Source organism: Caviibacter abscessus (genome assembly GCF_001517835.1).
Classification (GTDB): domain Bacteria; phylum Fusobacteriota; class Fusobacteriia; order Fusobacteriales; family Leptotrichiaceae; genus Caviibacter; species Caviibacter abscessus.
The window spans coordinates 37542-61208 of sequence record NZ_LOQG01000027.1 but is presented as its reverse complement, the minus strand read 5'-3'; the positions used below and the strand labels follow the sequence as shown (position 1 = coordinate 61208).

Annotated in this window: 25 protein-coding genes; 11 read left to right on the top strand and 14 right to left on the bottom strand. The window is 25.2% G+C overall.

Going from position 1 to position 23667, the window contains the following annotated elements; genetic code table 11:
• Positions 1–1383 (bottom strand): glycoside hydrolase family 1 protein, encoded by a 1383-nt coding sequence (locus tag AWT63_RS03645; RefSeq protein WP_068268467.1) that lies wholly within the window; start codon positions 1381–1383, stop codon positions 1–3.
• Between the two features lie 50 nt (positions 1384–1433).
• On the opposite strand from AWT63_RS03645, the gene AWT63_RS03640 reads away from it, so the two are divergent.
• Positions 1434–2198 (top strand): MurR/RpiR family transcriptional regulator, encoded by a 765-nt coding sequence (locus AWT63_RS03640; protein WP_068268466.1) that lies wholly within the window; start codon positions 1434–1436, stop codon positions 2196–2198.
• Between the two features lie 141 nt (positions 2199–2339).
• On the opposite strand, the gene AWT63_RS03635 is transcribed toward AWT63_RS03640, so the two are convergent.
• The 6 genes from AWT63_RS03635 to AWT63_RS03610 all read right to left on the bottom strand — a co-directional run bounded on the left by AWT63_RS03635 (position 2340) and on the right by AWT63_RS03610 (position 7536).
• Positions 2340–3794: an Rqc2 family fibronectin-binding protein gene (locus AWT63_RS03635; protein ID WP_068268465.1), complete on the bottom strand. Its 1455-nt coding sequence runs from the start codon at positions 3792–3794 to the stop codon at positions 2340–2342.
• 1 nt (position 3795) lies between these two features.
• Positions 3796–4458, bottom strand: a complete 663-nt coding sequence (locus AWT63_RS03630; RefSeq protein WP_068268464.1) for a MarR family transcriptional regulator — start codon at positions 4456–4458, stop codon at positions 3796–3798.
• A 12-nt stretch (positions 4459–4470) separates the two neighbouring features.
• Complete coding sequence (gene rpe, locus AWT63_RS03625; protein WP_068268463.1) at positions 4471–5100, bottom strand: ribulose-phosphate 3-epimerase; 630 nt, start codon at positions 5098–5100, stop codon at positions 4471–4473.
• 77 nt (positions 5101–5177) lie between these two features.
• On the bottom strand, positions 5178–6041 hold the full coding sequence (gene rsgA / locus AWT63_RS03620; RefSeq protein ID WP_068268462.1) for a ribosome small subunit-dependent GTPase A: 864 nt from the start codon (positions 6039–6041) through the stop codon (positions 5178–5180).
• The gene (locus AWT63_RS03615; protein ID WP_068268461.1) at positions 6028–6816 is read right to left on the bottom strand and encodes a PASTA domain-containing protein; all 789 of its coding nucleotides are present in this window, start codon (positions 6814–6816) and stop codon (positions 6028–6030) included. Before AWT63_RS03615 ends, rsgA begins: the two co-directional genes overlap by 14 nt.
• Before the next feature lie 15 nt (positions 6817–6831).
• Positions 6832–7536, bottom strand: coding sequence for a transaldolase (locus AWT63_RS03610; RefSeq protein ID WP_068268460.1), 705 nt, complete (start codon positions 7534–7536; stop codon positions 6832–6834).
• 130 nt (positions 7537–7666) lie between these two features.
• On the opposite strand from AWT63_RS03610, the gene AWT63_RS03605 reads away from it, so the two are divergent.
• The 5 genes from AWT63_RS03605 (at position 7667) to AWT63_RS03585 (ending at position 12484) form a co-directional block, all read left to right on the top strand.
• Positions 7667–9289, top strand: a complete 1623-nt coding sequence (locus tag AWT63_RS03605; protein WP_068268459.1) for a formate--tetrahydrofolate ligase — start codon at positions 7667–7669, stop codon at positions 9287–9289.
• Between the two features lie 169 nt (positions 9290–9458).
• Positions 9459–9917 (top strand): thioredoxin-dependent thiol peroxidase, encoded by a 459-nt coding sequence (gene bcp, locus AWT63_RS03600; RefSeq protein WP_068268458.1) that lies wholly within the window; start codon positions 9459–9461, stop codon positions 9915–9917.
• Between the two features lie 25 nt (positions 9918–9942).
• Complete coding sequence (locus tag AWT63_RS03595) at positions 9943–10848, top strand: DNA adenine methylase (protein ID WP_068268457.1); 906 nt, start codon at positions 9943–9945, stop codon at positions 10846–10848.
• 23 nt (positions 10849–10871) lie between these two features.
• Entirely contained in the window at positions 10872–11735 is an 864-nt protein-coding gene (locus AWT63_RS03590; protein WP_068268456.1) for a type II restriction endonuclease, read from the top strand.
• 2 nt (positions 11736–11737) lie between these two features.
• A complete protein-coding gene (locus AWT63_RS03585) occupies positions 11738–12484 on the top strand; it encodes a TRM11 family SAM-dependent methyltransferase (protein WP_068268455.1) in 747 nt (248 codons plus the stop codon).
• A 204-nt stretch (positions 12485–12688) separates the two neighbouring features.
• Here the strand turns inward: AWT63_RS03585 and AWT63_RS03580 are convergent, their stop codons facing one another.
• From AWT63_RS03580 to AWT63_RS03550, 7 genes are all read right to left on the bottom strand, one after another.
• Complete coding sequence (locus tag AWT63_RS03580; RefSeq protein ID WP_068268454.1) at positions 12689–13663, bottom strand: alpha/beta hydrolase fold domain-containing protein; 975 nt, start codon at positions 13661–13663, stop codon at positions 12689–12691.
• Positions 13664–13672: 9 nt separating this feature from the next.
• Positions 13673–14233: a sugar O-acetyltransferase gene (locus tag AWT63_RS06525; protein WP_068268453.1), complete on the bottom strand. Its 561-nt coding sequence runs from the start codon at positions 14231–14233 to the stop codon at positions 13673–13675.
• Positions 14234–14248: 15 nt separating this feature from the next.
• Complete coding sequence (locus tag AWT63_RS03570; RefSeq protein WP_068268452.1) at positions 14249–15058, bottom strand: class I SAM-dependent methyltransferase; 810 nt, start codon at positions 15056–15058, stop codon at positions 14249–14251.
• 15 nt (positions 15059–15073) lie between these two features.
• Entirely contained in the window at positions 15074–15916 is an 843-nt protein-coding gene (locus AWT63_RS03565) for a hypothetical protein (protein WP_068268451.1), read from the bottom strand.
• A complete protein-coding gene (locus AWT63_RS03560; RefSeq protein ID WP_068268450.1) occupies positions 15897–16358 on the bottom strand; it encodes a hypothetical protein in 462 nt (153 codons plus the stop codon). The genes AWT63_RS03565 and AWT63_RS03560 overlap by 20 nt, the downstream gene beginning before the upstream one ends.
• Positions 16359–16496: 138 nt before the next feature.
• The gene (locus AWT63_RS03555; protein ID WP_068268449.1) at positions 16497–16703 is read right to left on the bottom strand and encodes an RDAC family protein; all 207 of its coding nucleotides are present in this window, start codon (positions 16701–16703) and stop codon (positions 16497–16499) included.
• Complete coding sequence (locus tag AWT63_RS03550) at positions 16693–17757, bottom strand: M24 family metallopeptidase (RefSeq protein WP_068268448.1); 1065 nt, start codon at positions 17755–17757, stop codon at positions 16693–16695. Before AWT63_RS03550 ends, AWT63_RS03555 begins: the two co-directional genes overlap by 11 nt.
• Positions 17758–17878: 121 nt before the next feature.
• On the opposite strand from AWT63_RS03550, the gene AWT63_RS03545 reads away from it, so the two are divergent.
• The 5 genes from AWT63_RS03545 to prfB all read left to right on the top strand — a co-directional run bounded on the left by AWT63_RS03545 (position 17879) and on the right by prfB (position 23663).
• On the top strand, positions 17879–18922 hold the full coding sequence (locus AWT63_RS03545) for a hypothetical protein (protein ID WP_068268447.1): 1044 nt from the start codon (positions 17879–17881) through the stop codon (positions 18920–18922).
• 108 nt (positions 18923–19030) lie between these two features.
• Entirely contained in the window at positions 19031–21592 is a 2562-nt protein-coding gene (gene polA / locus AWT63_RS03540; protein WP_068268446.1) for a DNA polymerase I, read from the top strand.
• On the top strand, positions 21589–22266 hold the full coding sequence (locus tag AWT63_RS03535) for an AzlC family ABC transporter permease (protein WP_068268445.1): 678 nt from the start codon (positions 21589–21591) through the stop codon (positions 22264–22266). Before polA ends, AWT63_RS03535 begins: the two co-directional genes overlap by 4 nt.
• Positions 22259–22591 (top strand): AzlD domain-containing protein, encoded by a 333-nt coding sequence (locus AWT63_RS03530; RefSeq protein ID WP_068268444.1) that lies wholly within the window; start codon positions 22259–22261, stop codon positions 22589–22591. The genes AWT63_RS03535 and AWT63_RS03530 overlap by 8 nt, the downstream gene beginning before the upstream one ends.
• On the top strand, positions 22578–23663 hold the full coding sequence (prfB, locus tag AWT63_RS03525) for a peptide chain release factor 2 (RefSeq protein WP_068268443.1): 1086 nt from the start codon (positions 22578–22580) through the stop codon (positions 23661–23663). Before AWT63_RS03530 ends, prfB begins: the two co-directional genes overlap by 14 nt.
• The last annotated feature ends 4 nt before the right edge of the window (positions 23664–23667 follow it).

The window sequence follows — 23667 nt, the reverse complement described above, 5'->3', positions numbered from 1 at the left end:
TCACTCCTTAAATCCATTATTATCACTTAAATTTTTAAACCAATATCCTGATTTTTTTATTATTCTTTTATTAGTATTTAAATCTAGCTCTACTAACCCGTATCTATTTTTATATGAGTTAAGCCAAGACCAACAATCAATAAAAGTCCAAACTTGATAACCTATACAATTACTACCTTCTTCAATTCCCTTATGTAAATACTTAAGATGTGATTTTATAAAATCTATTCTATAATCATCTTCAATTATATTATTTTTTCTAAATCTTTCTTCGTTTTCAACACCCATACCGTTTTCTGAGATAAACCATTCAATATTTTTATAATTTTTTCTAATATTTTCACAAATATCATAAATTGCTTGAGGGTATATTTCCCAACCTCTATAAGGATTTATTTTTTTACCTGGCATATCATATATATCATAATAATACGTAGGCATAAATGGAGCTGTATCTGAATAAATATGTTCTTTTGCCTTTACTCTAAGCGGTTGATAATAATTTACACCTAAAAAATCAACTGTATTGTTTTTTATAAGATCTAATTCCTCTTGTGTATAACAAGGCATTAAATCATGTTTTTTTATTATTTCAATAAGTTCTTTAGGATATTCTCCTAAAATTGATGGATTTAAAAAACTTTTATTAGCAAATAATTCTGCTATTCTAGCTGCCTTTATATCACAAGGATTATTTGATCTGGGATATGCTGGAGTTAAATTCAATATAATTCCAATTTTACTATTTAAATTAAGTTTTCTAAATTCACTTATTGCTGCTGCTGAGCACACCATTGTATTAAATGCAACTTGTACTGCTTTTTTAGGATTTACTTCCATTGGATAATGATATAAATACAAATACCCACACTCAACATGCACTATAGGTTCATTGAAAGTAAACCATCTATCAACATATTTTCCAAAAATTTCAAAACATGTTTTTGCATATTTTTTATAAATATTTATAATCGTCTTACTTTCAAAACCACCTTGTTCTTGTAAATACATGGGCATATCAAAATGATATAAATTAATAAAAAGCTTTATCCCTGCATCTTTTATCATTTTAAAGTAATCAGTGTAAAATGATACGGCTTTTTCATTAATTTTTCCATCTTTAGTAGGAAAAAGTCTTGACCATGATATAGAAGTTCTAAATGAATTATGTCCGATTTGTTTCATAAGTTCTACATCTTCTTTATAATACTTATAAACAGAACTCGTTTTCTTTGTACCTATTTCATTATGAAACTTAAACGGTTCCAACTTATACCAAAAATCCCATATATTATCTGTTTTATTATCGCCTTCAAAAGTTCCTTCACTTTGAGTTGCACTTGTAGCACTTCCCCAGTAAAAATTATCCGGAAATTTTAACATATTGTCCTCCTATATTCCTTGTGATATAATTCTATTATATGGAGGTAATAATGAATAAGCATATTATATCAATGGTAAAAAATATAATAATTACAAAAAATATTTGTCTTACAGGAAATGAAACTGTTTTTTTATCTTTTATTGAAAAAACAAATTTTACTAAATTTAATTACACTATTGAAGAAATGGCAAAAATTTCTTATGTATCTAAAGCTACTATAACAAGATTTTCAAAAAAACTTGGCTTTAGTGGTTTTAGTGAATTAAAATATAAAATAAATGAAATAAATCAAGATGATGTAAACAGTAATAACAATTACATAAATATCAACAATAGCTTTGTTTATTCAAATTACCTAAAAACCATATCAAATACTCATATCCTAACTACAAATATTAAAGAACTTATAAAAAAATTTAATAGTTTTCATTCAATATACATAATAGGTATAGGATCAAGTAATCTTGTAGCAATAGAATTTGCTTATTTATTAAACAATTGCAATATAACAAATGTTGAAGCTTTAACTGATACATATAATCAAAATTTAAAAGCAGGAATTAATAATGATAAAAATTTACTGATATGTTTATCACTTTCAGGAAAAAATCATGATATAATTGATATTGCCTCTAAATTTAAAAAAAATAAAGCAACAATTTTGAGTATTAGTTCTAATGAAATTGCTCCTTTAAAAAATTTTTCAGACTATTTTATAACTGCACCTTCATTTACAAATAAAACGTCTAAAATTTTGCCGCTATTAATTGTAATTGATATGATTGCATGTTATCTAAAAAACAACAAAATCTAATTTATACTATTATATAGCTAAACTTCTTAAAGTCAATATTTATGGGCATCAAAGATTTAAAATTCATAAAATAATATAAACAACTTTAAAAATGAACCATTATTCAAATTTATATAAAAAAAAAGTGTAAATATTCGCTAATTACACTTTTATACTTTTATAATTATCATAAATTACTTGCCCTTTTTTTGCATGTGCTATTTTTTTTACATATTTTTTTAAACAATAATCAACCAAAACATTTCCATCAGACTTTGAATTCTTAGCTGCCAATGTTGCAGCATACATTATCACTTCATTACTTGGATTTTTACCTGATAAAATTACGTGAGAGCCAGGAACATCTTTTGCATGAAACCATAAATCTAAATTATTGGCAATTTCAAACGTAATTTTATCATTTTCTATATTATTTCTTCCTATGTATATGTTATATCCCATGTATTCAATTTTTTGTAATTCTCTTTTTTTATCCTTATTAACTTTTATCTTATTATTTAACAAACCTAACTCTTTTTCTATTTCTTCAAGACCTATTAAATCTTGTTCTTTATCTATAAAAAGTAATTGTTCATTATAATAAGAAATTTCAGATAATACATCTTTTGTTCTGGTATTTAAATTTTCTTCTCTTCTCTTTGCTTTCGCATATTTAGAGTACATTTTTTCAACATTTTTAGAAGCTGACAAATTTTTATCAAGCTCTATTGTTATTTCCTCATTTGTGTAATAATTTAAAACTCTGATATTTTCATCTTTATATTTTATTTTATATATATTTGCTGCAAGTAAATCTCCCATTATTTTATACTTTTCATAATCTTTGTTATTTTCAATATCTTGTTTATTTTTTTCAAGTATTTTTTCAAGTCTTTTTAAGTTTTTATTTACAAATTTTACTAATGGTCTTTTCTTATTTTGTATAGAACTTGCTTCATTTATTTTTTTAAAATATTCATTAAAACCATCATTTAAAGTTTTAAATTCAGTATAATCTAAGTTATAAAATTTATTATATGTAAAAACGTTGTTTGAAAAAAGTAATGGTTTATAACTAGTACTAAATTCTTGTCTTTTTTCATCACTTAATTCTTTCATAAATTTTCCATAAGGACTTACACTTTCAGGATACTCATATTTAGCATTAGTTACAAGTTTTCTTTTCATTTTAATATTTACATACATTACTGCTTTAATATTATCATTTTCATCTACTAAAATCACATTAGATGATTTAGGAAAAAGCTCAAATATTAATTTATATTTTTCAATAATTCCAAGCATGTTAAGTTTTTCTATATCAAATATTATAAGTCTATCTTGATTATATCCGTAAACATCTCTTATTAACGCACCTAAAATATATTTTCTAAGAGATAAAACAAACGGATTTTCATATTGTGTATTTTGCATTTTATTATAACTTAAATATACTATAGGTTCGTTTTTATTATCAAAATATAAATGGTGCTTTAATAATTGTATAGAAAATGAATTTGTATCATAAACATTAATTTTTGAAATTCTTGAATTTTGAATTTCATTTTTTAATTCCTTTATTAAAAAACTAAATCCAATTCCATCTAAATATATCATTTTATACTTCCTTTTTTATCACATAAACTAATTGTGCATCTTCACTTCCAATAGTTTTTAAATTTTTGTCAATTTCAACAGTCATTGAATTTTTTGTCTTTTCAATAACCGTAATATTTTTACCTATAGTAAAACCTTTTTCTGCAAAATATTTTATCATTACTTCGTTTCCACGAACTTCATCAATAATTAATATATCTTTTTCTTTAAACTTATATAATGTTTCCGGTTGTAATTTTCTTCTTATTTCATATAAATTTATAGTCATTTTCTTAAAAACATCGTAAAAAATTTTCAAATCCTTTTTATTTATATTTTCAGCTGCTTTTTCTATAATAGAAGCATTAAAATCTCCGCTGAAATTATATGCAATTTCCCCTTTTTTAGTTAAAGCTACATAAATTTTTCTTTTGTCTTCAACAGATTTTTCACGATAAATAAACTTCTTTTTTTCTAATTTATTTACCGAAACAGACATAGTTCCCATTGTTATATCAAGTCTATCTGCTAAGTCATTCATAGTAACTTTATCTTGACCTATAGCGTTTATTATATGTATTTCGTTTGTAGTCAAGCATTTTATTGTTGTATCAAGATGCAATTGTTCTATTTTATAATAAAGTTTATAAAACTCATCTATAATTTTTTCTACTTCAGCATACATACACTTCACCTCTTACTTTAAACTATCAATTTTTGCCTTATAGTTTCCTGAAAAAACGTAAGACCCGGCAACTAATACATTTGCTCCTGCTTCTTTTACACAAGAACAAGTTTTATCGTTTATTCCTCCGTCTACTTCTATATCTATATTAGGATATAAAGCTCTAAGTTTTTTTATTTTATTTACAGCATTTGGTATAAATTTTTGTCCTCCAAAACCTGGATTAACAGACATAACTAATATCATATCAAGTTTATCAACTACATTTTCAATTGCTGATATCGGAGTTGCTGGATTTAGAGCAACGCAAGCTTTTACTCCATATGATTTTATTAAATCAACTACTCTATCTAAATGTTTTGTTGCTTCTGCGTGAACAGTTATACTGTTAGCTCCCGCATCAACCATATCTTTTATATATCTTTCAGGATTAGTTACCATCATATGTATATCAAATATTAATGATGTATGAGGTCTTATTGCAGAAATAACTCCTGCTCCAAAAGTAATATTTGGTACAAAATCTCCATCCATAACATCTAAATGTAAATGTGTAGCTCCTGCTTTTTCTATTGCTATAACCTCATTTTTTAAATCACTAAAATCTGCTGACAATAGTGATGGTGCTATTTTTATTTCCATATTATTTTTTCCCTTTCAATCTTTATATATCTTAATTATATCACATCACACAAAAATAAAAAAATAGAGATTATTTTTTAATCTCCATTTTCTATAACTGATTTATAAAACTCATATCTTTTTTTATTTATAATATCCTCAGAAACCAATTTTTTTATATAACAATTAGGCTCATTAATATGTACACAATCTTTAAATTTACATAAACCTATATAAAGTTTAAACTCAGATATATACTCTTGTACCTGTTTTTCATTTTCAAATTTAGGCATTCCTACTAGAGAATATCCCGGTGTATCAAATATTTTTATATCATTTTTTTCAAAATATCTGGTATCTATTGTTGTATTTTTTCCTTTTTTAGTTTTTTCGCTAACTTCTCCTGTTTTTAATACTTGCTCTTCTAGTATATAGTTTACAAGACTTGATTTTCCAACTCCACTAGGTCCTGACAATACAATATATTTACCTTTTAAATAAGTTTTCAATTCTTGTAATCCTTCTTTTGTTTTAATACTTATACAAAAAATTTTTATATTTCTGAATTGCTCACTTATTTCAGATAAAATTAAATTTTTTTCACTGTCATTTAGTAAATCTATTTTTGTCAGTATTAGAATTTTATTTATTTCCTGCTTATCAATCCAAAGCAAATTTTTTTGCAAATTAATAAAATCTATTTTAGGGTCTTTTATGGCTAATGTTATTGCGACAAAGTCAATATTTGATATTAAAGGTCTTAAAAGTAAATTTTTTCTGTCATAAATACTTTCTATAACCGACTCTTCATTAAATTCTACTATATCTCCAATAACACAATTAAGTTTGTTATTTGATTTTTTTAAAATACCTTTTAATTTACAAATATATATTTTATCATTAGACAATACTTCATAAAAACCTTGTATTTTTCTAATTACTTTGCCCTTAATTAGACTCACCGCCGTCTTTTAAAGCTTCTTTTATAATTTCATCTATACTTTCTTGCTTTATTTTTTCTTCTTTAATAGCGTTATTTGCAGGTTCACTAATAACAACATTAATAACTGTATCGGCATTTATTGGTTCGTCAGCTTTTGGATATGAACTAACAATTGTATTAATCGGATAAGAAGAATCAGGTGTTCTAGTTATATCATTTATTTTAAGTCCTATTTGAGATAATACTAAATTTGCTTCATTTACATCAAGACCAATTATATTAGGCATTATATTAGGACTTAATAATTGTTTTGATGATACTAATAATGTAACACTTTGATTAAAAGATAATCTTGTATTTTGTTTAGGATATACTGCTAAAACCTGTTCACTATCTTTTCCATCTGAAATATAATCAACTCTTTTTACCTTTATATTTGCTTTTTCTAATACATTCATAGCTTGTGCTAACGGTAAATTTATAATATCAGGTATTTGTTGACCATTATTATCATTAACTAATAATCTAATATCTCTTCCAGCTCTAACTATATGCCCTGATGCAGGTTTTTGAGAATAAACTATATCTAGTGGAACATCATTAGATTTTGAACTTATAAATGTATAATTTAAATATGCTTTTTTTAATATTTTTGCTGCTTCTTTTTTATTTAAATTAGTTACATCCGGTACTTTTACTAAACCATTATAAAAGAAAGTATCTAAAATATATGCTCTTGCAAAGATAATAATTAAAATAGCTAAAACTGTGTTTAAAATATAAACCTTTTTCATAATATTCCTATCTTTTTACTCAAATACGCTAAATCCTAGATTTTCAATATCTTTAGCAAAAGTTTCAACTGTTTGATACGAAAGTTCTAAAAGATTTGTTCCTCTCTTGCTATATTTATATATTATATCATTTGGACAAGTTATAATATCAACTCCACATTGTTCTGCTTGTGTTATATTATAAACCTCTCTTGTACTAGCCCATAATAATTCTGCCTTAGGTTTTTTATCACAAATTTCTCTAGCAGCTTTAATAATTGGCATATGATCATGTCCTGAATCTGAAATTCTTCCGGCAAAAACTGAAACATATCCACCCACATTTTCATTTAATGCATCAACAGTTGCTTGAATTTGATCTATACTATATAAAGCTGTAACATTTACTTTTACACCTTCATCAGATAACTTTTTAATTAAAGGTATAGTGCTTTCTCTATTTACTGTAATAATAGGGATTTTTACATATACATTTTCTCCCCAGCTTGCTATTTCTTTTGCTTCTTTATACATTGTATCCAAATCATTTGTAAATACTTCAAACGAAACAGGCACATCTTTTATTTTTTCTAAAACTTTTTGTGAAAATTGTTTGTAACTTGTTACTCCACCTTTTTTCATAAGTGATGGATTAGTTGTAAATCCTTGAACTAAGCCTTCTTCATATATTTTTAACATATCATTTAAATTTGCACCATCTGCAAATATTTTTATTGCCATTGAGAATACCTCCGTATTTTATTATATTAGAATTATATCACAAAAAAATTACAAAAAAAAGAAAATAAAAAAGTATAAATAACTAAAAATATTATTAAATATTTGATATAATTTTATTGAGGTGACTATAATGAACACTAAACAAACTAAACTAAAACCAATAATTGACATTTGTAATAATATTGGTATACAAGATGATGAAATAGAATTATATGGAAAATACAAAGCAAAAATAAATTTAAATATTTTTAAAAGACTTGAAACAAAGTCAAATGGAAGACTTATACTAATTAGTGCTATAACGCCAACAAAAAAAGGCGAAGGAAAATCAACTATAACAATAGGACTTAGTCAAGCTATTAATAAATTAGGTCATACTTCTATAGCAGCACTTAGAGAACCTTCTATGGGCCCTGTATTTGGACTTAAAGGTGGGGCAACTGGAGGTGGAGCTTCTCAGGTTTTACCAATGGAAGATATTAATCTACATTTTACAGGGGATTTTCATGCAATAACCGCAGCACATAATTTAATAAGTGCAGCTATTGATAATCATATTTATTGGGGAAATGAATTAAATATTGATACGGAAAATATATATTTTAAAAGAGTTCTTGACACAAATGACAGAGCTTTAAGAGACATTACAATAAATGACAAAAAATATGAAAGACAAGCTTCTTTTCAAATAACAGTAGCTTCTGAACTTATGGCTATACTTTGTCTTTGTGAATCACTTAGTGAACTTAAAGAAAAAATTGAAAAAATCGTTGTAGCAAAAGATGTAAACAACAATTTAATTACTGTCAAAGATCTTAATATTGCAGGGTCTTGTGCAGTAATATTAAAAGATGCAATAAAACCAAACATAGTACAAACAACAGAAAATACTCCTGTTTTAATACATGGTGGTCCTTTTGCAAATATAGCTCACGGTTGCAACTCAATTATTGCAACTAATCTTGCATTAAAATTATCTGATTATACTGTAACAGAAGCAGGATTTGCCGCAGATTTAGGTGCAGAAAAATTCTTTGATATAAAATGTAGAAAAGCTGATATAACTCCTGATGCTGTCGTATTAGTAATTACTTGCCGTGCTGTTAAAGAAAATTCACTTGAAAATATTAAAGCACATATTGAAAATTTACAAAATTTCAATATACCTATTATTCCTTGTATAAATCATTTCAGTGGTGATAATGAAAATGACATTAATGAAATAATAACTTATGTTGAAAATTTAGGATATAAATGTATTTTAACAGATTCATATTCAAAGGGTGGAGAAGGTACTCTAGAACTTGCAAGTACAGTAATAGACACTATCAATGAAAAAGATTCGTATTCAAATGAAGATGTTGAAAAGAAAGCGATTAAAAATTTTGAATACCTGTATAGCCTTGATACTGACATAAAGGAAAAAATTGAAATTCTTGCAAAAACAATATATAGAGCTGAAAAAGTTGAATATTCAGACCTTGCTTTACAAAAAATAAACTATTTTGATGAAAAAATATCTAAATTACCTATTTGTATTTCAAAAACACCTATTTCTATATCAGATAAACCTGATATTAAAGGCGTTCCAAGTAATTATACTTTTAATGTAAAAGATATAAGACCATCATTTGGAGCAGGATTTGTTGTTGTTATGTGTGGAAATATCATAGATATGCCAGGTCTACCTAAAATTCCTGCTGCTAACTTTATAGATATAGATGAAAATCAAGAAGTTGTAGGATTATTTTAAAAGAGGTGAAAAATTATGGTTTCATGGATTTTTATATGGATAATATTTTTTGCATTTATTTATTTGTTTTTACATTTTGCAAAATTTACTATCAGTGTTATAATTTGGCTTTTCCCTTTAATAATTATACTATTTATTATAAGAAATTTTACGTAATTAGGAGGAAAATATGTTAAAAATTGGAGACAAAGCTTTTGATTTTAATTTAAGCGATTTTAATGGTAAATATCATAAATTAAGTGATTATCTTGGAAAAAAAGTTGTACTTTATTTTTATCCTAAAGATAATACACCTGGTTGTACGGTTCAAGCGTGTACTTACAGAGATAATTATCAGCAATTTGTAGATTTAGACGTAGTATTAATCGCTATTTCAAGAGACACAGTTAAATCACATAAAAAATTTATAGATAAATTTAATTTACCATTCTTACTTCTATCTGATGTAGATAAAACTGCTATTACAAATTACGAAGTAGCCGTTGAAAAAAGCATGTTTGGTAAAAAGTATATAGGATCAGAAAGAACTACTTTTATAATTGATGAAAAAGGATATATTCAAAATATATTTAGAAATGTTGATTATAAAAAAGATACGGATATTATACTACAAGAACTTAAAAAATAAATGAAAGGACACTTGTTTATAAACCATGGATATTAAAAGTAGTAAAAAAGTTAAACCTTTTTTAAAATGGGCTGGTGGTAAAGGACAACTTCTTGATAAAATAAAAAGTTACTATCCTTTTGAAAAAAATAAAACAAAAAAATACGCTGAACCTTTTGTTGGTGGAGGTGCTGTATTATTTGATATTCTAAATAAATATGATTTAGATGAAATTTATATAAGTGACATAAACAAAGAACTAATTAACACATACATAGTAATTCGTGATAATATTGATGAGTTAATTAAAATACTTTCAAATATGCAAGAAACTTTTTTATCTTTAGATACAGATAAAAAAAAGGAGTTTTACATAAAAAAGAGACAGCTTTTTAATGAACTTAAAATAAATGGGAATAAAAATACAAATATAAAAAAAGCTTCATTAATGATATTTCTTAATAAAACTTGCTTTAATGGGCTTTTTAGAGTAAATAAAAGTGGACTTTTCAATGTTCCTATGGGAAATTATAAAAAACCTGTTATTTGTGATGAAAATAATCTTAGAGCAATTTCTAAAAAATTAAAAAAAGTAACTATTATTTGTGGAAACTATAAACAGTCATCTGATTTTATAGATGAAAATACTTTTGTTTATTTTGATCCACCATATAGACCTATTAATGAAACATCAAGTTTTACTTCTTATACTGAGAGTAAATTTGATGATTCAGATCAACTTGAACTTGCCAACTTTATTAATGAAATGAATAAAAAAGGTGCAACAATTTTAGTTAGCAATTCCGATCCAAAAAATACAAATAAAGATGACAATTTTTTTGATAATGTTTATTCTAATTATAATATAAAAAGAGTGGATGCTTCACGTATGATTAACAGCAATGGAAAATCTCGTGGCAAGATTAAAGAATTGATTATATCTAATTTATAGAAATAATTTTTAAGAGGTTATAAATGATACATAGGAATTTTAATGATTGGTTATCAAATTTTAAAGAAAGTATAGCCAGCTATAATTATTACATAGATTTTAAAAAAGTTTATAAAAATATAGAAAATATAAAAATTGAATTAAGTATTTTAAATACGCTTATTGGTTCTAAAAATATTGAAAAGGATTTCAAAAATTTAGTAAAAAAATATCCTGAAATTTTAAAATGTATACCTATTTTATTAGCAGTTCGATCTGATGAAATTTATTGTCAAGATGAAAAAGGTGGGCATACTTTTAATTTTAAAGAAAAAGACGATATTAATTTATATTTATACTTTATGAAAGAAACCGGATTATTTGATTTACTTCAAAATCATATTAGAAATAATTTAATAGATTATGTTACGGGTATTGAAACAGGTCTTGATTCTAACGGCAGAAAAAATCGTGGCGGACATTTAATGGAAAATTTAGTTGAAAAATTTATACAAAATGCAGGACTAGTCAAAGAAAAAGATTATTTCAAAGAAATGTATATTAGCCAAATTCAAAATAAATGGAATATTAATCTTTCTGCTATTTCAAATAAAGGAAAAATGGAAAAACGTTTTGATTTTGTTATAAAAACATCTAATATGATTTATGGAATTGAAACTAATTTTTATAGTAGTGGTGGAAGTAAATTAAATGAAACTGCACGAAGTTATAAAAATATTGCATTAGAATCTAAAACAATAGAAGGTTTTTCATTTGTTTGGTTTACTGATGGCAAAGGTTGGAAAACAGCTAAAAATAATCTAGAAGAAACTTTTGATGTTATGGAACATATTTATAATATTAATGATTTAGAAAATGACATAATATTAAAACTAATTAAGGATTAATAATGAACAAAAAAATAAAAAAATGGGAACCTGAAAATTTTAATTTAGAAATGACTACACACTGGTCTTTTCCAAAAAGAGGAGATTGGGCAACACACGATTCAAAATGGAGAGGAAATTGGTCACCGTATATACCTAGAAATATTATACTCAGATATTCTAAGGAAAATGACTTAATACTCGATCAATTTGCAGGAGGTGGCACAACACTCGTTGAAGCAAAACTTCTAAATAGAAATATTATTGGGGTAGATGTCAATGATTTAGCTATTGCCAGATGTAAGGAAAAGATAAATTTTGAATATGAAAATGCTAATGGTAAAGTATATATACGTAAAGGTGATGCAAGAAACTTAACATTTATAAAAAATGAAACTATAGATTTAATATGCACACACCCACCATATGCAAATATAATTAAATATAGCGAAAACATAGCCGAAGATATTTCAAATTTAAAAATTAAAGATTTTTTAGAAGAAATGAAACTTGTTTCTAATGAATGTTATAGAATTTTAAAAAAAGATAAATTTTGTGCCATTCTTATGGGAGATACTAGACAAAAAGGACATATGATACCAATGTCTTTTGATGTTATGCGTATATTTGAAAATTCAGGGTTTAAATTAAAAGAAATAATAATAAAAGAACAACATAACTGCAAAGCAACTGGATACTGGAAAACTAATAGTATAAAGTACAATTTTTTGTTAATCGCACATGAATATTTATTTATTTTTAAAAAATAGGAGCTGTTGCAAAAATAAATTCTGTAAAAGGAAGAAAAAATTCAAGCTTCCTTTTTTTTACAAAATTATGAATATATCGATAATAATAAATATGTAAGCTCTAATTTTTTTGTGCAAAAAAATTATTAAAAGAAGAAACTCGCAATCCAATATATGATTACGAGTTTTTTAATAAGTTAAAGCATTTTATATAAAAAAATTTATTTAAATTTTATTTGTTTGCAACAACCCATTTATTTCATCAACAATCAAATTTTGTGCTTTCTTTGCTTCAGGTATTGGATATAAAGGATAGCCATGATTCATTTTTTCTTTAACTATGAAGTTATGCTTTACATCTTCTGATTTTAATTTTTTATGAAATTTTAATATATCAGGATATAAAATATCATTAGTTCCTGTAATTATAGTTATTCCTTCAATACCTTGATATTTTCCGAAAATAGGACTAACTAGTGGGTTTTTAACATCTGATTTAGACCATAACTCTCCTATTTTTTTAAGTAAAAATTTAGATAAAAATGGATCTTTTTTTTCATAAGCATCTATTTCTTTATTTTCAAGACTTAAATCAACAACAGGTGAAATTAATATTGTCTTTTTAGGTAATTTATGCTCTTTTTCCTTTAATATTTGTAATAAAGATAGAGATATTGCACCACCTGCTGAATCCCCCATTAAAATAAAATTATCTTTATAACTTATTTCATAAAATGAAAGCAATATTTTCAAAGTATCAATATAAGTATATTTGGGTGCTTTCGTATATATTGGAAGAAGTATCTTTGCATTGGATTTTTGTGCAATACCATCTAAAAATTTAAGATGATATTTATTTGGCTGATTAATAAATGAACCTCCATGAACATAAAAAATAGTAGGTTGAGACTTTAAGTTTTTATCATTTATTATTAAAACCTGCATATTAGAAAATAAAATATCATCTACTCTTGATTTTAATTTTGGCTTTTCATACTTTTTATCACTTATTCTTTCTGCTTCTTTAAGTATTTTAGCCACATCGCTATCATTTTTAGGTTCAAAATATTTTTTAGCTCCAGAAATCCAAAAATATTTTTCTATAACAAAACTTGTAACTGATCTTTTTTCAATTGCATGTATATATACGTAAAAAATAGCTATTATTCCAATTAAAACAATTATTAATATTTTTTTCATATCATTTTCCTAAGATTTTACTGTTTTTATAACTTTACAAGGATTACCTACAGCAACTACATTACTTGGAATATCACGAGTTACAACACTTCCTGCTCCAATCACAGTATTATCTCCAATACTTACTCCTGGTAAGACAACTACGTTTCCACCTATCCAAACATTATTTCCTACTGTAATAGGCTTGGCTGTCTCAAGCCCTTTGTTTCTAAGTTCTACTTCAATAGGATGGCTTGCTGTATAAAAAGAACAATTGGGTGCTATAAAACAATTAGCTCCAAAACTAACTTTTGCACAATCAAGTATAACAAGATTATGATTAGAATAAAAATTTTCTCCAAGTTCAATGTTATATCCATAATCACACCAAAATGAAGGCTCTATTTTAAAATTTTCTCCAGTTTTTCCAACAATACTTTTAATTAACTCTTTTTGTCTTTTTTCATCAGATGTTTTAGTATTATTGTATTCCATACACAAATCTTTACATTTATGTCTATGTTCTTTAAGTTCTATATCGTAGTTAGCATCATATAAAAGCCCTTTTTCAGCTTTTTCTTTTTCTGTCATTTTTACTCCTTTTTTTTATATGTCCCATAAAATATTTGCCATTACGACATCTGTAGTTATTTTATTTGAATAAACATTTAAATATTTTTCTATTAATTTATTTACATCAAAATTTGTTTCGTTTTCAATTCTTATAAGCAAAGATTTATATTTTTCCTCTATTTCGAAAAAGTTTGTTTCAAATGTTATGTTGCTATATAAATAATTTATTTCAGGATTATATCCATGCAACCATAAAATATTAAAAGTAGAATATATAATATTTCTATCATTATGTGGATGATGCTCTCTTTTTAACCCAGTTTCACTTAAAATATATTCTACAAAAGTATCAGTATCTTTAACAAACTGATTGATAAGACAATATTTTTTAGACGACTTTATCATGTTATATAATCCTTGCGGCGTTCTCAAAGCAGGACACATTGCAGCAAAAACTAAGTCAAACTTTTCATTTTCAGAACTATTAATATTTTCTTTGTCCCATACACTTTTTCTAAAAGATATATTTAAAATATTTTCTTTTTTTGCATTTTCACTAGCTAAATATAGCATATTTTGTGAAATATCAGTAACAACTACATGTTTTGCATACTTCGCAAATGGAATAGCATATCTTCCGCTTCCTCCACCTATATCAAGTACATTCGCATTTTGTATTATATTTTTTTCTTTTAAAAATTTTAATGTTTTTGTTGCAAATTCTGTTTTATCATTTTGCTGTGCTAAATTAAAACTATCCGCTTTTAAATCCCATTTTTCTTCAATTTTAATACCAAAATTTTCATTTTTTTGAAGATTATCTTCGTAATATTTAATATTCATTGTATACTTTCCTCTTTATATATTTTCACTTAATTTTTTTAATATATTAATGTAATTTTGCTTAAATGAAAGATTAAATCTTTCATCTATTTCCTTTTCACTGTACTTTTTACCCTCAAGCCCTAAATAAGAAATTAACATATTTTCCTCAATATATGTTAATAAAAATGTGTTATATGTCGTTTTATATTCATCTTCTATATCTTGAGCATATTCCGTTATATCTTCCAAATCATCTATTTCAATATTTTCATATAAATCAACTAAACTTTCATAATAACTCTCATCAATTTGTTTATCTTTTAAAATATCTGTTAAATTATTTCCTTCATCTAACTCTTCTTTTATTTTTAAATATAGTAATATTGCCATTTTCTCAGAAAATTCATCTTTTTCTATATTTTTTTGTGATATTAAAAGATTTATTATTAAATATATTCTAAATATTTCAGATATCATACTTTTATCGTAAGATTTTGAAAGTTGTTCATAATATTTAGAAATAAATGTCGCAACATAAAGATATGAATCATTTATCAATTCAATTATTGAATATCCACTTTTTATATTCCTTATAGCTTCCACAATCCCTATATTTATATACTCTAAATAAATAGGATCATCTAAATCCGATATATGCTCACCTTTTCTTATACTTTTAAAAAATTGCACCAAATCCTCATCTATTTCAGCATTACTTTTTGGAATTTCTTCACTTTCTCTTGTTAAAGATATATTATTTTTAAAAATATATGTTGATAAAACAATAATTTCATCATCTGTAAAAGCTTTATTTTTAATTTCTTTATTAAGATCTATAACTTTTTCTTTTTCAATTTTATTTATTAAATTTATCATCTATTTCCTTTCTAAAATCGTTACTTAAATTTTCCTCAAATTCTTTATTTGTATTATCTTTAACTTTCTTTTTGATTTTACCACTTCTAAAAATTACATAAATTAAAACAAAAGTTATAGAAAAAAGAACTCTCATATTTAAATCAATATTTTCAAATCTTATATACAAAAATCCTAATACAGCTAAAACTATAATAATAAAAAAATATATAAGTTCAAATGATAATATTTCTCTTAACCTTTTATTATACTCTTTTGCACTTTGTCTTAATGCCGTATTTAAATCTTCTTGATTATATTGTTTTATAATTTGCTTACATAAATCAATATTTTCAAAATTTCTAATACATTCTTTTAATTTATTAGATATGTACTCAACTTTAAGTGAATCTTCTTTATTTTCTATAATTTTATCAAGTAAATATTTAATTTTTTCTTCCATAATCTTTTCTCCATATGTATATTTCTATTTATTTAAAGTATAACATATATTAAAGTGAAATGGATATTATAATTTACAAACAAAATATAAAATAAAAAAATACTACTATAACCTTTAAAATTACAGCAGTATTTCATCTTATTTTGTAAATACATATTTATTGTCATTACTAAATTCAATTTCTATATTCTTTCTTTTAAAGAAGTCTTTTATTTGATTTATAGTTATCTCATCTTGGCTGTCAAGTTGTATAACTCCTGCACCGCAAGCATCTTTATAATGAATTTTAGTATCCACTTCTTTTTCAAGTTCTAAAAAATCACCTATAGTAAATCTATTTTTCATATTTAGTAAGCACCTCGCATCCATCTTTTGTTATCAAAATATCATCTTCTATTCTTACACCTGCAACTCCAGGCTTATATATTCCTGGTTCTATTGTAAATACCATGCCTTCCTCAAGTATGTCTTTTGTTGAAGAACTTACGTCAGGAAACTCATGTACATCTATACCCAGACCATGTCCTAATCTATGAGTAAAATATTGTCCATATCCTGCTTCAGTTATTATATCTCTTGCAATTTTATCTAAATCACAAAATCTTATACCAGGTTTACAAGCATTTATTGCAGCAGTATTTGCTTTTAATACTGTTTCATAAATTTTATTTGCCTCTTCACTAACTTCTCCAAACTTAAATGTTCTTGTTTCATCTGAAGCATACCCGTTATAATACACACCTAAATCAAATAACGCTAAATCTCCCTTTTGCAATTTTGTTGTTCCGCTTTCTCCATGAGGATTTGCCGCATTTTTACCAAATAAAACTATAGTTTCAAAAGACATTGATTTTACCCCTAATTTTTTCATTTCATATTCTATGATTGATTTAAGTTCTAATTCAGTAATTCCTTCTTTTAAATTTTTTCTTGCTATATCTATTGCTATATCACTTAATCTTGTTGCTTCTCTTAGTTTTAAAACCTCATCTTCTGACTTATATTTTCTCATATTAATTATTAGTTTATCAATATTTTCATAAGTTTTAACATCAAATATTTCTAATATTCTTTCAAGTCTTTCAACTGTTAAATGCGATTTTTCTATACCTATGTTATTTAAATTACCACTTAAAACTTGTAATTTTGCATAACCATCTTCTGTATCAAAATAAGAAGCAATTTGTATATTTTTTGTAACATTTAATTTTGCTGTTTCATACTCAAGTGCTGGAACTAACATACAAAGTTTATCTTCAGTAATTACCAAAGCTAATAATCTTTCATGCGGATTGCAAGAAAAACCTGTTAAATAAAATACATTAGTAGGATTTGTAATTATTACTCCTGTAAGTTTTTCTTCAGATATATATTGTCTGATGCTACTAATTTTATCCATATACACGCACTCCCTTTCATTTTAAATTATTCTAACACATAAAAACTCTAAAATAAAGATAGCATTTTAACAAATGTTCGTGATATAATAATACGATAAAATAAAAACTAGGAGAAGAAATATGCAAAATGTGAAAAAATATTATATTATAGCTTTAACTTTATTATCTATTTTGTCTTTTTCAGCACTGACCACTGGAAATTTTGAAATATCTGGCGGTTTAACTAGTGGTACTGATGAATTTAAACCTATTTTTCATACAACAACAAAAGCTCAATTTAAATTAAATAATTATGGATTTAAGTCAGGTTTGGAAATAAAATCTGGTGGAGTTCTTACAACTACAACAAACGGAACAAGTGGAACAACTGGAAATGGAAACGAAAAAATTGAAAAAGCTGCTTTATTAAGAGAAAGTAATGTTTGGGCTTCATACGAAGCAGAAAACTTAAAATATGTTATACCTACATTCAAACTTAAAGTTGACTTAAGCGGTACAATTTCACTTAGTAATAAGTTAAAATCAGATTATGTAGAAGACTATGTTTTTGAATCTAATTTAAATTACACAGGTCAAGCACTATACAAACCACTATATTTTAACGCTGACTTCCAAACTTTATACACAGGTCTTAGAAGTTATGATGTTGACATTTATGGTAAAGTTTCTACAAATGTTGAATTTAAGCATGACGACGTTACATTTAAAGACTTTATCTCAAATAATGAGGATAAATTAGTAAAAAGCGATGGTAAACAAGACTTTAATTTAGAAATTGGTACTAAATATACTGGATTTTCTAATATAACTATTGAAGGTGCTCTTATAAATAGTATTGAGACAAAATCAGAAACAAATGGCGGAGTTAAATTTAATGCTTATCATCTTAAACCTGAACTTTCAGGAGAATATAGATATGAAATTTATAGCAATTTAATTGTATTCCCAAAAATAAAGGCTGAAGCTGATGTTGAAGTTGATGCCAGCGGTAAAGCTAAATTTTCTGCAACTTTAACTCCATCTATTAGAATTGATTATTTACAAACAGAGCAATTTACTGCATTTGCAGATGTTCAAGTTCCTATATACTACAATAAAAGCAATGCATTTGGAAAAGGTAACATAAATGTAAAAGGAACAGTTGGATTTAGATACGAATGGTAAAAATTGGGTTCTTTAAGAGCCCTTTTTTTATTTTGATGTATTGTTAAAATGTTATAAAAATTATATAATAATTAAATAACTAACATAAAGTTAAAGGAGCTTTCAAGAATGAATAAATTATTACTACTAGACACAAGTGCTATTATATATAAATCACATTTTGCAATGCCAAAATTAAAAACTTCTGATGGTTTTTTCACAGGTGCTATTTTAGGTTTTGTAACACAACTAGAACTTTATATAAAAAAAATTGAACCTACGCATATTGCTGCTGCTTTTGATGTAAAAAGATCAACTCTTAAAAGAACTGAAATATTTCCAGATTACAAGAAAAAAAGAAGTGAAATGCCTATAGAACTTAGAAATCAAATAGAAGTTATTGAAGATATTTTAAAAGCATATAGAATAAATAACTTTTCTGCCGATAGATATGAAGCTGATGACGTTATAGCAAGTCTTTGTGAGTTTGCTAAAAAATATGATATAAAAGTTCATATACTAACAGGTGATAAAGACTTAGAGCAATTGGTTGATGATAGCGAAAATATTACTATACACCTTTTAGGTAAGGATATAGAAATAAAAAATAGAGCAGATGTAAAAAATCATTTAAAAATTTATCCTGAACAAATTCCTGATTTTTTTGGGTTAAAAGGTGATAGTTCCGATGGAATACCTGGTGTATTTGGAATAGGTGATTCAAATGGTATACCTTTAATAGACGAATTTTCTACACTTGAAAATATCTATAATAATTTAGATAAAATAAAAGCATCTGTTAGAGCTAAACTTGAAAAAGATAAAGAAAGTGCTTTTTTATGTAGAGAATTAGCTTATGTAAATAAAAAACTAGACTTTGGTATAGAGCTTGATGATTTAATAATAAAAAATAAAAACGTTTCAACTTTAAAAGAAATATACAATAGATATGAGCTAAAAAAACTTTATTCATCAATTGATGAAGCATCTGAACAACTAGAAATCAGCTATACTGTGATTTCTTTTAGTGAATTAATATCAAAAATGAAAAATGCTAAAAATATTAGTTTTTATGTTGATGAAGATTATATAGGAGCAACCTTTGATAAAAAAACATATTTAGTTAAAATCGAAAATACAAATACTTTATTTAGTACTGAAGTTATTGATTTTAGTAAAATTGAAACAAATGCAAATTTCGTTTTATATGATGCAAAAAAATACATGCATTTAGGATTACCCATAAAAGATAATTTCTTTGATATACTAATTGCTTCATATATATTAAACACAGAAGGAAAACTTGAACTTGACAATATATTTTCAAGTTATTTAAATTTAGATATTCCTATTATAGATAAAAAAGAATTAAAAAAATTAACAGATGATCAAATAAACGAAATACAAAAATTAAAGGCTGCAACAATAGCTTATGGATTATCAAATTTAGAAAACATATTAAAAGAAAAACTTGTTAAAATTGATACAGAGAATACGTATGAAAAAATTGAAAAACCATTAATTAATGTTCTTTATTCAATGGAAAAAAATGGTATTAAAATAGATAAAGACAAATTTAATGATTTTGAAAAAGAATTAATTGAAATAGTTAAAATAAAAGAAAATAAAGTATATGAACTTGCAGAAAAAAAATTTAATATAGATTCTCCAAAACAACTTGGAAATGTTTTATATGAAATGGGAGTACCACTTGTAAAAAAATCGAAAACAGGATTTTCAACAAATGTTGATGTACTAGAAGATCTATCAAACTTAGGATATGAAATAGCAACTGTAATGCTTGAATATAGATTTTATAAAAAGCTGCTATCTACATATATTGAACCTATTCCAAAATTTGCTGATGAAAATTCAAGAGTTCACAGTATATTTAATGGAACAGGTACAGCAACTGGAAGACTTTCTTCAAATAATCCAAATTTACAAAATATTCCTACAAGAACATTAGAAGGTACAAAAATCAGAAACTGTTTTGTTTCAGATAAAGATAATGTACTAGTTTCATTTGACTATTCTCAAATTGAACTTAGAGTTCTTGCACAACTTTCAAAAGATGAGCATTTAATTGACGCTTATAAAAATGATTTGGATTTACATGAACTTACTGCTAGAAAAATATTTGCAAAATTTAATAATGAACCTATTACAAAATTTGAAAGAAACATCGCAAAAACAATTAATTTTAGTGTACTTTACGGTAAAACACCTTATGGTCTGTCAAAAGAACTTAAAATACCTATTGATAGTGCTAAAAGATACATAGATACATATTTTCAAGGTTATCCAAAAGTAGCACCATTTCTTGATAATATAGTTAATGAAGCTTTAAAAAATGGATATGTTAAAACTTTATTCGGAACAAGAAGATACATACATGATATACGTTCAAGTAATAAACTTATTTTCGAACAAGGTAAAAGAATGGCTATTAATACTGTTGTTCAAGGAACAGCTGCAAATATAATAAAAATGGTAATGATCAAATTACATAAATTAGGATATAAATTATTAATACAAGTCCATGATGAACTAATATTTGAACTTCCTAAAAATGAAGCAGAAAGACTTTCTAAAGAAATCAAAAAAATAATGGAAGAAACAATTCATTTTGATTTAGTTAAACTTAAAGTAAATTGCTCAATTGGAGACAACTGGGGTGAACTTAAATGAAAATTTTAAAGGGTTTTAAAAAGGGAATCCCTTTATCTCTTGCATATTTTCCTTTTGCTTTTACTTTAGGATTAATTGCCAAAAATTATGGCATTAGTCCACTAAATATACTTATTATGACTTGTATAGTTTATGCTGGAAGTAGCGAAGTGATTATAATCCGTCTACTTTTTGAAAATGGTGCTACTATCTACCAAACTATTATAGCTGCTGTTATTATAAACATACGTTATGCTTTAATAAATATGTCTATTTTAAAAAAGCAAAATAATGAATCAAGAAACATAAAAATATTAAGTACAATTTTATTAACTGATGAAAGTATTGCATATTTAACAATTAAAAAAATATATAATGTTTATGAAACATTTGGTTTTGGACTTGCAGGTTATATTCTTTTTTGTTCATTTACACTTATCGGAGCATTATTTGGACAAATTATACCCTTAAAATATGCAAGTTCTCTTAACTTTACATTATATGCAATATTTTTAAGTCTTCTTATATCTACATTAATGTTAAATTATAGATATATTATAATAGTCCTTATAACTTTAGGAATAAAGATGGGGCTTACATATTTTATGTTTCCACCTGCGTTAATTACTTTACTTTCAATTATAATGGGAGCAGGAATTTATACAATAATAAAAGTAGGTTTTTCAAATGAATAATTTTAATTTTTATATCATCGTAATATCGGTTGCAATTTTTACAATAATGTTTAAACTTGCACCTTTATTCATTAAAGTACCGGAAAATAATAAATATCTTAATACATTTTTTGATGTTTTGCCTATTTCTATATTAACAATCTTAGCTTTACCTGAAGCTTTTACATCAATTGGAAAAACAAAAATAGATATATTTACAGCTTGCTGTTCTATACTTTGCATTACATTTTTAACATATAAAAAGAAAAATCTAATATTAATAGTTTTTAGTGCTTTATTTATAGCAATTACACTTAAGGAGATATTAATTTATGGAAATTTTTGAAATAAAAAAAGAAGTAAGTCAAATATATGAAAATATAGTTGATTCTTTTAATGTAGAAAATACAGTAAAAGAAATAAAAAAGTTGGAACAAGAGATGTTAAAAGACGGATTTTGGGATAATAAGGACAATGCTGAAGTCATTAAAAATTTAAATGTACATAAATCACATATAAATGATGTTAATAAAATTAAAGAAATTTATGCAAACATTGAAATCCTAATTGAGTTTATAGAATCTGGTGATAATTCTTCAGTAGATGAACTAGAAAATAGTTTCAATGAGTTTACAAGTCTTTGCCAAGAATACAGCAATAAAATTTTGTTAAATGGAAAATATGATATAAATAATGCCATTATGACTATTAATGCAGGAGCTGGTGGAACAGAAGCTTGTGATTGGGTTAATATGTTATTTAGAATGTATGAAAGATGGGCTACAAAAAAAGGATTTAAACTTACAGTCCTTGATATATTAAATGGAGATGAAGCTGGAATAAAAAGTATAACTTTTGATGTTAAAGGCGAATACGCATATGGTTATTTATCTTGCGAAAAAGGAGTGCATCGTTTAGTAAGAATTTCTCCTTTTGATTCAAATGCTAGAAGACATACTTCTTTTGCAGCAGTAAATGTAACACCTGAAATTGAAAACGATATAGATGTAAAACTTGATATGAGTGACATAAATGTAGATACTTATAGAGCTTCTGGAGCTGGAGGGCAACATGTTAATACTACAGACTCTGCTGTAAGACTTACTCATATTCCTACAGGAATCGTTGTTACTTGTCAAAATGAAAGATCTCAAATACAAAATAGAGAAACAGCAATGAAAATTCTAAAATCTAAGTTATTTGAATTAGAAATGAAAAAAAGAGAGCAAGAAATTCAGGATATTAAAGGTGCTGAAAGTAAAATTGAATGGGGTAGTCAAATAAGATCATACGTTATGCAACCATATAAACTTGTTAAAGATCATAGAACAAAATTTGAAGAAGGAAATGTTGATAAAGTAATGAATGGTGAAATTGATGACTTTATTACAGCGTTTTTAAAATTAAAAATGAATTGATAAA

Excerpts from the sequence above, each read along its gene's own strand:
- AWT63_RS06525 (WP_068268453.1), bottom strand. The coding sequence starts at position 14,233 with ATGACAGAAAAAGAAAAAGCTGAAAAAGGGCTTTTATATGATGCTAAC.
- AWT63_RS03640 (WP_068268466.1), top strand. The coding sequence starts at position 1,434 with ATGAATAAGCATATTATATCAATGGTAAAAAATATAATAATTACAAAA.
- AWT63_RS03635 (WP_068268465.1), bottom strand. The coding sequence starts at position 3,794 with ATGATATATTTAGATGGAATTGGATTTAGTTTTTTAATAAAGGAATTA.
- rpe (WP_068268463.1), bottom strand. The coding sequence starts at position 5,100 with ATGGAAATAAAAATAGCACCATCACTATTGTCAGCAGATTTTAGTGAT.
- AWT63_RS03565 (WP_068268451.1), bottom strand. The coding sequence starts at position 15,916 with ATGATAAATTTAATAAATAAAATTGAAAAAGAAAAAGTTATAGATCTT.
- AWT63_RS03535 (WP_068268445.1), top strand. The coding sequence starts at position 21,589 with ATGAAAATTTTAAAGGGTTTTAAAAAGGGAATCCCTTTATCTCTTGCA.
- AWT63_RS03555 (WP_068268449.1), bottom strand. The coding sequence starts at position 16,703 with ATGAAAAATAGATTTACTATAGGTGATTTTTTAGAACTTGAAAAAGAA.
- AWT63_RS03570 (WP_068268452.1), bottom strand. The coding sequence starts at position 15,058 with ATGAATATTAAATATTACGAAGATAATCTTCAAAAAAATGAAAATTTT.
- AWT63_RS03545 (WP_068268447.1), top strand. The coding sequence starts at position 17,879 with ATGCAAAATGTGAAAAAATATTATATTATAGCTTTAACTTTATTATCT.
- AWT63_RS03595 (WP_068268457.1), top strand. The coding sequence starts at position 9,943 with ATGGATATTAAAAGTAGTAAAAAAGTTAAACCTTTTTTAAAATGGGCT.
- AWT63_RS03590 (WP_068268456.1), top strand. The coding sequence starts at position 10,872 with ATGATACATAGGAATTTTAATGATTGGTTATCAAATTTTAAAGAAAGT.
- AWT63_RS03645 (WP_068268467.1), bottom strand. The coding sequence starts at position 1,383 with ATGTTAAAATTTCCGGATAATTTTTACTGGGGAAGTGCTACAAGTGCA.
- bcp (WP_068268458.1), top strand. The coding sequence starts at position 9,459 with ATGTTAAAAATTGGAGACAAAGCTTTTGATTTTAATTTAAGCGATTTT.
- AWT63_RS03585 (WP_068268455.1), top strand. The coding sequence starts at position 11,738 with ATGAACAAAAAAATAAAAAAATGGGAACCTGAAAATTTTAATTTAGAA.
- AWT63_RS03605 (WP_068268459.1), top strand. The coding sequence starts at position 7,667 with ATGAACACTAAACAAACTAAACTAAAACCAATAATTGACATTTGTAAT.
- AWT63_RS03580 (WP_068268454.1), bottom strand. The coding sequence starts at position 13,663 with ATGAAAAAAATATTAATAATTGTTTTAATTGGAATAATAGCTATTTTT.
- AWT63_RS03530 (WP_068268444.1), top strand. The coding sequence starts at position 22,259 with ATGAATAATTTTAATTTTTATATCATCGTAATATCGGTTGCAATTTTT.
- polA (WP_068268446.1), top strand. The coding sequence starts at position 19,031 with ATGAATAAATTATTACTACTAGACACAAGTGCTATTATATATAAATCA.
- AWT63_RS03630 (WP_068268464.1), bottom strand. The coding sequence starts at position 4,458 with ATGTATGCTGAAGTAGAAAAAATTATAGATGAGTTTTATAAACTTTAT.
- AWT63_RS03610 (WP_068268460.1), bottom strand. The coding sequence starts at position 7,536 with ATGGCAATAAAAATATTTGCAGATGGTGCAAATTTAAATGATATGTTA.
- AWT63_RS03615 (WP_068268461.1), bottom strand. The coding sequence starts at position 6,816 with ATGAAAAAGGTTTATATTTTAAACACAGTTTTAGCTATTTTAATTATT.
- prfB (WP_068268443.1), top strand. The coding sequence starts at position 22,578 with ATGGAAATTTTTGAAATAAAAAAAGAAGTAAGTCAAATATATGAAAAT.
- AWT63_RS03560 (WP_068268450.1), bottom strand. The coding sequence starts at position 16,358 with ATGGAAGAAAAAATTAAATATTTACTTGATAAAATTATAGAAAATAAA.
- AWT63_RS03550 (WP_068268448.1), bottom strand. The coding sequence starts at position 17,757 with ATGGATAAAATTAGTAGCATCAGACAATATATATCTGAAGAAAAACTT.